The organism is Streptomyces sp. Wb2n-11, from assembly GCF_001049855.1.
In the GTDB taxonomy this organism is placed as follows: domain Bacteria; phylum Actinomycetota; class Actinomycetes; order Streptomycetales; family Streptomycetaceae; genus Streptomyces; species Streptomyces altiplanensis.
The window spans coordinates 4,556,677-4,567,990 of the sequence record NZ_CVPB01000001.1 but is presented as its reverse complement, the minus strand read 5'-3'; the positions used below and the strand labels follow the sequence as shown (position 1 = coordinate 4,567,990).

The 11,314-nt window shown below is 70.7% G+C and carries 10 protein-coding genes; 6 read left to right on the top strand and 4 right to left on the bottom strand.

Translation table 11 applies throughout. From position 1 onward, the window contains the following. Positions 1-10 precede the first annotated feature (10 nt). On the bottom strand, positions 11-895 hold the full coding sequence (locus BN1555_RS20770; protein ID WP_093800784.1) for a Cgl0159 family (beta/alpha)8-fold protein: 885 nt from the start codon (positions 893-895) through the stop codon (positions 11-13). Continuing rightward, the gene (gene iolC / locus BN1555_RS20765; RefSeq protein ID WP_093800783.1) at positions 892-1,893 is read right to left on the bottom strand and encodes a 5-dehydro-2-deoxygluconokinase; all 1,002 of its coding nucleotides are present in this window, start codon (positions 1,891-1,893) and stop codon (positions 892-894) included. Before iolC ends, BN1555_RS20770 begins: the two co-directional genes overlap by 4 nt. Positions 1,894-2,019: 126 nt before the next feature. Here iolC and BN1555_RS20760 point away from each other — a divergent pair, with 126 nt between their 5' ends. The 4 genes from BN1555_RS20760 to BN1555_RS20745 all read left to right on the top strand — a co-directional run bounded on the left by BN1555_RS20760 (position 2,020) and on the right by BN1555_RS20745 (position 6,290). Beyond that, the gene (locus tag BN1555_RS20760; protein ID WP_093800782.1) at positions 2,020-2,931 is read left to right on the top strand and encodes a sugar phosphate isomerase/epimerase family protein; all 912 of its coding nucleotides are present in this window, start codon (positions 2,020-2,022) and stop codon (positions 2,929-2,931) included. 228 nt (positions 2,932-3,159) lie between these two features. Then, positions 3,160-3,357 carry a MerR family DNA-binding transcriptional regulator gene (locus BN1555_RS20755; protein WP_093800781.1) on the top strand — a complete coding sequence of 66 codons (198 nt, stop codon included), beginning with the start codon at positions 3,160-3,162 and terminating at the stop codon, positions 3,355-3,357. A 208-nt stretch (positions 3,358-3,565) separates the two neighbouring features. Further along, positions 3,566-3,880, top strand: a complete 315-nt coding sequence (locus BN1555_RS20750) for a heavy-metal-associated domain-containing protein (RefSeq protein ID WP_093800780.1) — start codon at positions 3,566-3,568, stop codon at positions 3,878-3,880. An 88-nt stretch (positions 3,881-3,968) separates the two neighbouring features. Continuing rightward, the gene (locus tag BN1555_RS20745) at positions 3,969-6,290 is read left to right on the top strand and encodes a heavy metal translocating P-type ATPase (RefSeq protein WP_093800779.1); all 2,322 of its coding nucleotides are present in this window, start codon (positions 3,969-3,971) and stop codon (positions 6,288-6,290) included. A 335-nt stretch (positions 6,291-6,625) separates the two neighbouring features. On the opposite strand, the gene BN1555_RS20740 is transcribed toward BN1555_RS20745, so the two are convergent. Together BN1555_RS20740 and BN1555_RS20735 are read right to left on the bottom strand one after the other, a co-directional pair. Then, on the bottom strand, positions 6,626-7,915 hold the full coding sequence (locus BN1555_RS20740; protein WP_093800778.1) for a citrate synthase: 1,290 nt from the start codon (positions 7,913-7,915) through the stop codon (positions 6,626-6,628). Between the two features lie 208 nt (positions 7,916-8,123). After that, positions 8,124-10,373: an SF1B family DNA helicase RecD2 gene (locus BN1555_RS20735; RefSeq protein WP_093800777.1), complete on the bottom strand. Its 2,250-nt coding sequence runs from the start codon at positions 10,371-10,373 to the stop codon at positions 8,124-8,126. 142 nt (positions 10,374-10,515) lie between these two features. Here BN1555_RS20735 and BN1555_RS20730 point away from each other — a divergent pair, with 142 nt between their 5' ends. Together BN1555_RS20730 and BN1555_RS20725 are read left to right on the top strand one after the other, a co-directional pair. After that, positions 10,516-11,013: a DUF2975 domain-containing protein gene (locus tag BN1555_RS20730; RefSeq protein ID WP_093800776.1), complete on the top strand. Its 498-nt coding sequence runs from the start codon at positions 10,516-10,518 to the stop codon at positions 11,011-11,013. Further along, positions 11,013-11,234, top strand: a complete 222-nt coding sequence (locus BN1555_RS20725) for a helix-turn-helix domain-containing protein (protein WP_093800775.1) — start codon at positions 11,013-11,015, stop codon at positions 11,232-11,234. Before BN1555_RS20730 ends, BN1555_RS20725 begins: the two co-directional genes overlap by 1 nt. The last annotated feature ends 80 nt before the right edge of the window (positions 11,235-11,314 follow it).

The following is an 11,314-nucleotide window of genomic DNA, read 5'->3' as shown; positions in this document are numbered from 1 at the left end:
CGGCCGTGCGCTACAGCAGTCCGACGGCGGTGTCGACCGCCCCCGCCACGTCCCCGTCGGCCGGATAGAGCAGCGACCGGCCGACGACCAGGCCCTGGACGGTCGGCAGCCGCAGCGCCTCGCGCCACTTCTCGTACGCGCCGTCCTGGTCGGCGCCGACCTCGCCGCCCAGTAGCACGGCGGGCAGCGTCGAGGTCTCCATGACCCGCGCCATGTCGTCGGCGTCCTCGGTGACGGGGACCTTCAGCCAGGTGTACGCGGAGGTCCCGGCGAGGCCCGAGGCGATGGCGATGGCGTGTGTGACGGCCCCGGCGCTCAGATCGTTGCGGACCTTCCCGTCCACGCGGCGGGATATGAACGGCTCGACGAAGACCGGGAGGCGGCGTTCGGCCATCGCGTCGATGGTGCGGGCGGCGGCGTGGAGGGTGTCGAGCGATCCGGGGTCGTCGTAGTCGATGCGCAGGAGCAGCTTGCCGGCGTCGAAGCCGCGGCGCTCCAGGTCCTGGGCGCGGGGTCCGGTGAAGCGGTCGTCGAGTTCGAAGGCGGCGCCGGCCAGGCCGCCGCGGTTCATGGAGCCGACGACGACCTTGCCGTCGAGAGCGCCGAGGAGGAGCAGGTCGTCGAGGATGTCGGCGGCGGCCAGGACGCCGTCGACGCCGGGGCGGGAGAGGGCGAGGCAGAGCCGCTCCAGCAGGTCGGGGCGGCCGGCCATGGCGAGTTCGCGGTCGCCGACGCCGAGGGCGCCGCGGGCCGGGTGGTCGGCCGCGATGATCATGAGCCGCCCGCTCGCGCCGATCAGGGGCCTGCGGGGGCGGCGGGCGGCGGCCTCGGCGATCGCTTCGGGGTGGCGGGTCCGTACCCGTACGAGATCGCGGATGCGCAGGCCGGTGGTCACGTCGTGGGCTCCTGCGCGGGGACGGGGCCGCCCGCGAGGACCTGTTCCACCTCTGCCGGGCGGGGCATGGCGGACGAACAGGCGAGGCGGGCGGCGACGATGGCGCCGGCCGCGTTGGCGTACCGCATGGTGTGCTCCAGGTCCCAGCCGGCCAGCAGCCCGTGGCAGAGGGCCCCGCCGAAGGCGTCGCCCGCGCCGAGCCCGTTGAGCACGTCGACGGGTACGGGCGGGCATTCGGCCGCCGTGCCGTCGCGGTGCGCGGCGAGCACGCCCTTCGGCCCCTGTTTGACGACGGCGAGTCCGACGCCGGCGGCGAGCAGGGCGCGGGCGGCGGCGTACGGCTCGCGCTCACCGGTGGCGACTTCGCACTCGTCGAGGTTGCCGACGGCGACGGTGGCGTGGCGGAGGGCCTCGGCGTAGTACGGGCGGGCCCGGCCGGGGTCGCCGTCGCCCCAGAACATCGGCCGCCAGTCCAGGTCGAAGACCGTCGTGCTCCCCGCCTTCCGCGCCTCCAGCGCCGCCAGCGTCGCCGAACGGCTCGGCTCCGCGCACAGGCCCGTGCCCGTCATCCAGAAGATCCGCGCCGAACGGATCGCGTCCAGGTCCAGTTCCCGGGCCCGCAGTTCGAGATCGGGCGCCTTCGGCTGCCGGTAGAAGTAGAGCGGGAAGTCGTCCGGCGGGAAGATCTCGCAGAACGTCACCGGGGTCGGCAGGTCCGCGACCCCCGTCACCCAGCGGTCGTCGACGCCGAACTCCCGCAGTTGCCGGTGGAGGTAGTCGCCGAAGGGGTCGGTCCCGGTGCGGGTGACGAGGGCCGTGCGCCGGCCCAGCCTGGCCGCGGCGACCGCCACGTTCGCGGCCGAGCCGCCGAGGAACTTGCCGAACGTCTCGACCTGCGCCAGCGCGACCCCGGCCTGCAGCGGATAGAGGTCCACTCCGATCCGGCCCATCGCGATCAGGTCGTACGGGTCGTGCTGCTCGTACGCATCGGACTCCATGCGCGTCCCTCCGGTCCGGCGGCTGCTCCCAGGTCTAATGGGCGCCACGGCACCCTGTCAATGTTTTGTCCTTACATTCGGACGAAGGGTTGACACCTTTCTCGTACGGCCTGAAAGCTGGCGCTCATGACCTCTCCCGTACCCGCGCCGACCCGCATCCGGGTCGGTTCCGCCCCCGATTCCTGGGGGGTGTGGTTCCCCGACGACCCGCTCCAGGTGCCCTGGGAACGCTTCCTCGACGAGGTCGCGGAGGCCGGTTACCCCTGGATCGAACTCGGCCCGTACGGCTATCTCCCGACCGATCCGGCCCGCCTCACCGACGAGACGCGCCGCCGGGGACTGTCCGTCTCGGCGGGCACGGTCTTCACCGGCCTCCACCGCGGACCCGAGGTCTGGGACGCCACGTGGGCCCATGTCGCGGACGTGGCCGGGCTCACCAGGGCCATGGGCGCGGAGCACCTGGTCGTCATCCCATCCTTCTGGCGGGACGACAGGACCGGTGAAGTGCTGGAGGAGCGCACGCTGACGGCCGCCCAGTGGCGGACGCTCGCCCGGCAGACCGAGCGGCTCGGGCGCGAGGTGCGCGAGCGGTACGGGCTGAAGATCGTCGTCCATCCGCACGCGGACACGCACATCGACAACGAGGAGAACGTCGCCCGCTTCCTGGACGCCACCGACTCCGCCCTGGTCTCGCTCTGCCTGGACACCGGCCACTACGCGTACTGCGGCGGGGACAGCGTCGAGCTCATCGAGACGTACGGGGAGCGGATCGGCTACCTCCACCTCAAGCAGGTGGACCCGGGGATCCTCGCCGAAGTCGTCGCGGACGAGGTGCCGTTCGGCCCCGCCGTCGGGCGGGGCGTGATGTGCGAGCCGCCGGCCGGGGTGCCGGCGCTGGAACCCGTGCTGGCGGCGGCCGGACGGCTGGACGTGGACCTGTTCGCGATCGTCGAGCAGGACATGTACCCGTGTCCGCCGGACAGACCCCTGCCGATCGCCCGGCGCACCCGCCGCTTCCTCCGCTCCTGCGGCGCCTAGCCGGGGACCGCGGCGGAACACGCGCCGCAGGCGTCACTTTCATTGAACTCCTGTCACACATGTCCCGGTTGGACGGGAATTCCGTCACAGGTATTCGACAGCCCCACCCCGCACATCACTCAGCGTCGTTCAAGGGACACAGGCTGAGTGATCGTCAGCGTTCCACGCCCCGGCTCCCCCGACGGCCCCCCAGGCCACCGCCGAGGCGCGCGCAGGGAGGTGTCACAGATGACCGACCGCAGGCTCTGGTCGTACAAGGAGATCGCCGCGCACATCCAGGTCCAGCCGGACACCGTGCGTTCGTACCGCAAGCACGGACTGCTCCCCCCGCCCGACCACACGGAGAACGGCAAGCCCTACTGGTACGCGGACACCATCCGCCTCTGGGTCTCGCGCCGGCCGGGCAACAGGGGCCGCAAGGGGTGAGGAAGGAATGGGGCGGCCTCGTTCCGCCACTCGGATCCGGTCATCGGCGACCGCGCGGCCACCGGCACCCACATGGCCGAAATCGCGGCCGGGGAAAGTCGCGTTCATACCCCCTAGGGGTATAGTCTGGGCCGCATCAGGAAGTCACGGCATCCCCGCGGCTTTCTGGGGCACCACACCTGCGTAAGCCTGAGAGAGGGAGAACGACATGACCGCCGAGACCGAGACGAAGACCGAGGCCACCACGACCGGCTCCTGCTGCTCGCCGTCCGGCTCCTGCCACGACGCCCCGGCCGAGGTCCAGGTGGGCGCCGTCACCACCGAGTACCAGGTGAGCGGCATGACCTGCGGGCACTGCGAGGGCGCGGTCGCCGGCGAGGTCTCGGAGATCCCCGGCGTCACCTCGGTGAAGGCCGTCGCCTCCACCGGCCGGGTGACGGTCGTCTCCGACGCCCCGCTGGACCCGGAAGCCGTACGCGCCGCCGTCGACGAGGCCGGTTACGAGCTCGTCGGCCAGGCCTGACCCGGACCGCCCTCTCCCGCCGGGCCGTACCGGACCAGTTCATACTGGCTCCCGTACGGCCCGGTCCGTTTTCCTGGAGCAAGAACACATGACCAGCACAGCGCAAGAGGCACCGGCGACCACCGCGGACGCGTCCCGGGTCGAGCTCTCCATCGGAGGGATGACCTGCGCCTCCTGCGCCGCCCGCATCGAGAAGAAGCTCAACCGCATGGACGGCGTCCACGCCACCGTCAACTACGCGACGGCGAAGGCGAGGGTCAGTTACGCCGACGGGGTGGGCGTCGCGGACCTCATCGCCACCGTCGAGAAGACCGGCTACACCGCCGAGGAGCCCCCGCCGCCCGCCGCCCCGGCCGCCACCGCCCCCGCCGCACCGGAGCAGGCGACCGGGCGCGAGCAGGACGATCCCGCCCTCGCCCCGCTGCGGCAGCGCTTCCTCGTCTCGCTGGTCCTCTCCGTCCCCGTGGTCGCGCTCGCGATGATCCCCCGGCTCCAGTTCGACAACTGGCAGTGGCTCTCGCTCACCCTCGCCGCTCCGGTCGTCGTCTGGGGCGGGCTGCCCTTCCACCGGGCCGCCTGGACCAACGTCCGGCACGGCGCCGCCACCATGGACACCCTCGTCTCGGTCGGCACGCTCGCCGCGTTCGGCTGGTCGCTGTGGGCCCTGTTCTTCGGGCACGCGGGCCTGCCGGGCATGCGCCACGGTTTCGAGCTGACGGCGTCCCAGCGCACCGACGGGGCTTCGGCGGTCTACCTGGAGGTCGCCGCCGGAGTCGTCACCTTCATCCTCCTCGGCCGCTACCTGGAGGCGAAGGCCAAGCGGAGGGCGGGCTCGGCGCTGCGCGCGCTGATGGAACTCGGCTCGAAGGACGTGACCGTGCTCCGGGGCGGTACGGAGGTACGCGTCCCGGTCGGCACGCTCGCCGTCGGGGACCGCTTCGTCGTACGCCCCGGCGAGAAGATCGCCACCGACGGCACGGTCACCGAAGGCGCCTCCGCCGTCGACGCCTCCATGCTGACCGGCGAGTCCGTGCCGGTGGACGTGGCCGCCGGAAGCGCCGTCACCGGCGCCACCGTGAACACCTCGGGCCGGATCGTCGTCGAGGCGACCAGGATCGGCGCCGACACCCGGCTCGCGCGCATGGCCCGCCTCGTCGAGGACGCCCAGAACGGCAAGGCACAGGTGCAGCGCCTGGCCGACCGCGTCTCCGCGGTCTTCGTGCCGGTCGTCCTGCTCATCGCCCTGGGCACGCTCGTCACCTGGCTGCTGCTCACGGACGACCCGGCCGCCTCGTTCACGGCGGCCGTGGCGGTGCTGATCATCGCGTGCCCGTGCGCGCTGGGGCTGGCCACGCCGACCGCGCTCATGGTCGGCACGGGGCGCGGCGCCCAGCTCGGCATCCTGATCAAGGGGCCGGAGGTGCTGGAGTCGACCCGGCGCGTGGACACCGTCGTACTCGACAAGACGGGGACGGTCACGACGGGGCGGATGGAGCTCAGGGAGATCTTCACGGCACCCGGCACCGACGAGACCCTGCTGCTGCGCCTGGCCGGCGCGCTGGAGCACGCCTCGGAGCACCCGGTCGCGCGGGCCGTGGCGTCCGGCGCCGCCGACCGGACCGGGCCGCTGCCGGGAGTGGAGAAGTTCGAGAACATCGCGGGGCTCGGGGTGCGCGGCCTGGTCGACGGGCACGAGGTGCTGGTGGGGCGCGAGGCGCTGCTCGCCGAAGCGGGCATGGAGCTTCCGCGCGAGCTGGCCGACGCCAAGGCCGCGGTTGAGGCTCAGGGGCGTACGGCGATGGCCGTGGCCTGGGACGGGTCGGCGCGCGGCGTCCTGGCCGTCGCGGACGCCGTGAAGGAGACCAGCGCGGAGGCGGTCGCGCGGCTGCGCGAGCTCGGCCTGACCCCGGTCCTGCTGACCGGCGACAACCGGGCCGTCGCCGAGTCGGTGGCGCGTGCGGTCGGGATCGAGCCGGGCGATGTGTACGCCGAGGTCCTGCCGCGGGACAAGGTCGACGTCGTGAAGCGGCTCCAGGCCGAGGGGCGCAGCGTGGCGATGGTCGGCGACGGTGTGAACGACGCGGCGGCGCTGGCCACGGCGGATCTGGGGCTCGCGATGGGCACGGGTACGGACGCGGCGATCGAGGCGGGCGACCTGACGCTCGTCCGGGGGGACCTGAGGGTGGCGGCGGACGCGATCCTGCTGTCCCGCAGGACGCTGGCGACCATCAAGGGAAATCTCTTCTGGGCCTTCGGCTACAACGTCGCCGCCCTGCCCCTGGCGGCCGCCGGGCTGCTCAACCCCATGATCGCCGGATTCGCGATGGCGTTTTCCTCGGTATTCGTAGTGACAAACAGCCTCAGGCTGCGTACCTTCACAGGACGCACACAAAGTGACGCACGTCACTGAGGTTTGAGGGTAACCATTCGGGCGACCCGCGAGTCTAAGTAGGCGATGCCGAGAACGTCTTGGGGGACGTTCGCGGAATGTCTTGGGGGACGTTCCGGGCAAGCGTTGGCCGGGGCACGTGCACCGGGGAGCTTTGAGCGGCCCTCCCGTACGTACGCGTCCCGGCAGCCCGCGCAGGGAGTTCGTGCGCCCATCGACACCCGGCCGGATCCCGTGGGGGGAATCCGCTCCGGGAAAAGGGAAGCGCCCCGACCTGCCGACCCGTGGGGGATCGGCAGCGGGGCGCTTTCTGCTTTTCAGCGGGTGGTGCGGGTGACGCGGTGGAGCCGGTCGCGTCAGCGGCCCTCGACCGGGACGAAGTCGCGCAGGACCTCGCCGGTGTAGATCTGGCGCGGGCGGCCGATGCGGGAACCCGGCTCCTTGATCATCTCGTGCCACTGGGCGATCCAGCCCGGGAGACGGCCCAGCGCGAAGAGCACCGTGAACATCTCGGTCGGGAAGCCCATGGCCCGGTAGATCAGGCCGGTGTAGAAGTCGACGTTCGGGTAGAGCTTGCGCTCCACGAAGTAGTCGTCGGCCAGCGCGTGCTCTTCGAGCTTGAGCGCGATGTCGAGCAGCTCGTCGTCCTTGCCCAGGGCGGAGAGAACGTCGTGCGCCGCGGCCTTGATGATCTTCGCCCGGGGGTCGAAGTTCTTGTAGACGCGGTGCCCGAAGCCCATGAGCTTCACGCCGTCTTCCTTGTTCTTCACCTTGCGGATGAAGCTGTCGACGTCGCCGCCCGAAGCCTGGATGCCCTCCAGCATCTCCAGGACGGACTGGTTGGCGCCGCCGTGCAGCGGGCCCCACAGGGCGCTGATGCCGGCGGAGATCGAGGCGAACATGTTCGCCTGCGAGGAGCCGACCAGGCGCACGGTGGACGTCGAACAGTTCTGCTCGTGGTCCGCGTGCAGGATCAGCAGCTTCTCCAGCGCCGCGACCACGACCGGGTCCGGCACGTACTCCTGCGCCGGGACCGAGAAGGTCATGCGCAGGAAGTTCTCGACGTACCCGAGGTCGTTGCTCGGGTAGACGAAGGGGTGGCCGATCGACTTCTTGTACGCGTACGCCGCGATCGTCGGAAGCTTGGCGAGGAGGCGGATCGTCGAAAGGTGACGCTGCTTCTCGTCGAACGGGTTGTGGCTGTCCTGGTAGAAGGTGGACAGCGCGCTGACCACCGACGACAGCATGGCCATCGGGTGCGCGTCACGCGGGAAGCCGTCGAAGAACCGCTTCACGTCCTCGTGCAGCAGCGTGTGCTGGGTGATCTCGTTCTTGAAGGCCGAAAGCTCGTCGACCTTGGGGAGCTCACCGTTGATCAGCAGGTACGCCACCTCGACGAAGGTGGAACCGTCGGCCAGCTGCTCGATGGGGTATCCGCGGTAGCGCAGAATGCCCTGCTCACCGTCGAGGTAGGTGATCGCGGATTTATAGGCGGCCGTGTTGCCGTATCCGCTGTCGAGAGTCACCAGACCGGTCTGAGTCCGGAGCTTCCCGATGTCGAAGCCCTTGTCGCCGACGGTGCTGTCGATCACCGGGTAGGTGTACTCGCCATCGCCGTACCGCAGTACTACAGAGTTGTCGCTCACGTCATCCCTCACCGACGTAGTGCCTCTTCTTCGAGGTGCCCTGACTGTCTCTACCATCCCCCATTTGGCTCAGCAGAGTGCACTCGGGGTCGGCCATTAGGCCCATTCGCGGCACTCAGTGCCGCCAACCTGCTCATCCTGCCCCCTTCGCCCCAGTTCTGGAAGTCCGGGGAGACGTTTGCCATGAACAGTCCCCCTATGGCGCGTTTTACGCCACCGTACGGTTCCTCTCCACCCGTCCGGCGAGCCGGTGATCCAGTGCCGTACACCGCCGACCTGCGGAAACCGTACGGACGGCCTGGCCGATCGCCTTGCGGGAGCCGACCAGCACGACCAGCTTCTTGGCCCGGGTGACCGCGGTGTAGAGCAGATTGCGCTGGAGCATCATCCAGGCCCCGGTGGTGACCGGAATCACCACCGCCGGATATTCGCTGCCCTGCGAGCGGTGGATCGTCACGGCGTACGCGTGCGCCAGCTCGTCCAGCTCGTCGAAGTCGTACGGAACCTCCTCGTCCTCGTCCGTCAGCACCGTCAGGCGCTGGTCGTCGGGGTTGAGCGAGGTGACCACGCCCACGGTGCCGTTGAAGACCCCGTTCTGCCCCTTCTCGTAATTGTTCCGAATCTGGGTCACTTTGTCTCCGACGCGGAAGACCCTGCCTCCGAACCTCTTCTCCGGGAGGTCGGGCCTGGCGGGCGTGATCGCCTGCTGGAGCAGGCCGTTGAGCGCTCCCGCGCCGGCCGGGCCGCGGTGCATCGGGGCCAGCACCTGGATGTCGCGCCTCGGGTCGAGACCGAACTTGGCGGGGATGCGGCGGGCGGCGACGTCCACCGTGACCCGTCCGGCGTCCTCGGTCTCGTCCTCGACGAAGAGGAAAAAGTCCGGAAGGCCCTGGGTGATGGGCTGGACACCGGAGTTGATGCGGTGCGCGTTCGTCACCACGCCCGACTGCCGGGCCTGGCGGAAGATCCGGGTCAGGCGGACGGAGGGAACCGGTCCGCCGTCGGCCAGGAGGTCGCGCAGCACCTCCCCCGCGCCCACCGAGGGCAGCTGGTCCACGTCGCCCACCAGGAGCAGGTGCGCGCCCGGGGCCACGGCCTTCACCAGTTTGTTGGCGAGGAGCAGGTCGAGCATGGACGCCTCGTCGACGACGACCAGGTCGGCGTCGAGGGGACGGTCCTTGTCGTACGCCGCGTCGCCGCCCGGCTTGAGCTCCAGCAGGCGGTGCACGGTGGACGCGTCGGCCCCGGTGAGCTCGGACAGCCGCTTGGCCGCCCGGCCGGTGGGCGCGGCCAGCACCACCTTCGCCTTCTTGGCGCGGGCCAGCTCCACGATGGAGCGGACCGTGAAGGACTTGCCGCAGCCGGGACCGCCGGTGAGCACGGCCACCTTCTCGGTCAGCGCGAGCTTGACGGCCGCCTGCTGTTCGGGCGCCAGATCGGCGCCGGTACGCCCCGCCAGCCACTCCAGCGCCTTGTCCCAGGCCACGTCCCGGAACGCCGGCATCCGGTCCTCGGGGGTGCGCAGGAGGCGCTGGGTCTGCGCGGCGAGGGACACCTCGGCCCGGTGGAAGGGGACGAGGTAGACGGCGGTGACGGGGTCGCCTTCGCCGCCCTCCGGCGGCGGCACCTTCTCCCGTACGACGCCCTCGTCCGCCGCCAGTTCGGCCAGGCAGTCGATGACCAGGCCCGTATCCACCTGGAGCAGCTTCACGGCGTCGCTGATCAGCCGCTCCTCCGGGAGGTAGCAGTGGCCCTGGTCCGTGGACTGCGACAGCGCGTACTGGAGGCCGGCCTTCACGCGCTCGGGGCTGTTGTGCGGGATGCCGACGGACTGGGCGATCCGGTCGGCGGTGAGGAAGCCGATGCCCCAGACGTCGGCGGCCAGCCGGTAGGGCTCGTTCTTCACCACGGAGATCGAGGCGTCGCCGTACTTCTTGTAGATGCGCACCGCGATGGAGGTCGACACCCCCACGCCCTGAAGGAAGATCATGACCTCCTTGATGGCCTTCTGCTCCTCCCAGGCTGCCGCGATCATCCTGGTCCGCTTCGGGCCGAGGCCGGGCACCTCGATCAGCCGCTTCGGGTCGGTCTCGATCACGTCCAGGGTGTCGACGCCGAAGTGCGTGGTGATCCGGTCGGCCATCACGGGACCGATGCCCTTGATCAGCCCGGAGCCGAGGTAGCGGCGGATGCCCTGGATGGTGGCGGGCAGGACGGTCGTGTAGTTCTCGACGGTGAACTGCCTGCCGTACTGGGGGTGCGAGCCCCAGCGGCCCTCCATGCGCAGCGACTCCCCCGGCTGCGCGCCGAGCAGCGAGCCGACCACCGTGAGGAGGTCGTCGGACCCGCGCCCGGTGTCGACGCGGGCGACCGTGTAGCCGCTCTCCTCGTTGGCATACGTGATCCGTTCGAGGACCCCTTCGACGACCGCCGGGACGAACGCTGCTGGACTGGACATGATCCGACGCTACCGCTCCGCACCGACAGCGCCGCAGGGACTGCGGAAAACATCGGCGGCCCTCAGGGGCAGTGGTCCGCCCCTTTGCCGTACCTATCGATTTTCGATAGATTTCCATCGTTGCTCGGTCGAGGGAGAGATGATGGGAAAGCTGACAGTGCTCGCGCTGCGCGCCGTGCTCGTGGTACTGCTCGCCGGCTCGGTGTTCGTGCAGACGGTGATGGTGGCACTGCTGGCCACCGACCTGGAGGAGAGCGGCGGGTCCCTCGCGGAACGGCGCGTCCCGATTCTCGTGATCATGGTCCTGGGCATCGTGGCGGCCCAGGCCGTCCTGGCCTGCGTGTGGCGGCTGGTGACGATGGTGCGACGCGGAACGGTGTTCTCCGACGCCGCCTTCCGGTACGTGCACGTCGTGATCGGCGCGTTCGTGGCGGCCGCCCTCCTGGTGTTCGCGCTCGCGGTCGTCCTGGCGCCGGGCGAAGCCGTCGCCCCGGGCATCGTCCTCCTGCTCTGCGGGGTCGTCGTGGCGGTCCTGGGGGTCGCACTCGTCGTGCTCGTCCTGCGGATGCTGCTCGCCCAGGCCGTCGCGCGCGACACCGAGGCGGCGCGGATGCGGGCCGAGCTGGACGAGGTGATCTGATGCCGATCGCCGTCGACATCGACGTGATGCTGGCCAGGCGGAAGATGTCCGTGGGCGAGCTCGCGGACCGCGTCGGGATCACCCCCGCCAACCTGGCGGTGCTCAAGAACGGCCGCGCCAAGGCGGTGCGCTTCGCGACGCTCGCCGCGCTCTGCGAGGCGCTCGAATGCCAGCCGGGAGACCTGCTGCGCTGGGAGGCCGAGGACCCTGCGGACGGATGACAACGGCCGCCGGGGCCGGTGGTCGGGGCCGGTGCGCCGCGGAAGCACCGCGCTGCCGCACGTCCCCTGAAAGTGCTTGT